Origin of the sequence: Paraburkholderia madseniana (assembly GCF_009690905.1) — a bacterium.
Classification (GTDB): Bacteria; Pseudomonadota; Gammaproteobacteria; order Burkholderiales; family Burkholderiaceae; genus Paraburkholderia; species Paraburkholderia madseniana.
The window spans coordinates 1-736 of record NZ_VOSW01000305.1 but is presented as its reverse complement, the minus strand read 5'-3'; the positions used below and the strand labels follow the sequence as shown (position 1 = coordinate 736).

Sequence of the window (736 nt, the reverse complement as noted above, 5' to 3'; positions counted from 1 at the left end):
CCACCACTCCCACTGCCAATCGGCGCCGCCGCCCCAGCCGCCTGCGCGGCCGCAGCCAACGAAGCCGCCGGCTGCCCATTACTCGTAATCGCCCCAGCCGCGAGCAACGTATCGAGATCCGCATCCGCCCCCGGAGCGCCCGGCGTAAACGAAACCGTCAAGAACGAGGAAGAAGAAAGCGTGATCCCATACGTGTTCTTGATCAGCGTGACAACCGCGGCCTCAGCATTCGCAATCACCGTGCTATTCGACAGCGCGCTCTGATACGACGGATTAGAAGTAATCCCCGCGAGCAACCCACTAACCGTCGTGCCCAACTGCCCCGCGAGGTAGTCCAACAACAACTCCGTCAACGGCGTCACGTTGTACGTACCCGCACCAGCCGCAAACGAATGAATCGTGATCGCGCCGCCGGTTGCCGTAATCGTGCAAGGACCGTCAAACCCGAACGTCGCCGTATAAGCGCCGTTGGAATTAGCCGTCGCGCTACCCGAACCGTTCTTGCATGTCAGGGTGATGCTCGCGTTAGCCAGCGCCACGCCGACAGCGGCTGTACCACCCACCGTCCCGACCGGCGAGCCGCCGCTATTGGTTCCACCACCGCACGCAACCAGCGCACTGGTCGCAAGCACTATCGATCCGAACTGCAGCGTGCGCAGCGTGGCGCCGTTTAGAAGCTTCATCGCCTATCTCCAAAGAAAGTCATTCACAATTGACCGGCACCAGCGCCCGTCCG

General features: G+C 62.0%; 1 protein-coding gene. It reads right to left on the bottom strand.

The annotated features are described in order from the left end of the window. Positions 1-683: carboxypeptidase regulatory-like domain-containing protein (locus tag FSO04_RS45945; RefSeq protein WP_154568034.1), on the bottom strand; the 683-nt coding region annotated here is incomplete at its 3' end. Between the last annotated feature and the right edge of the window lie 53 nt (positions 684-736).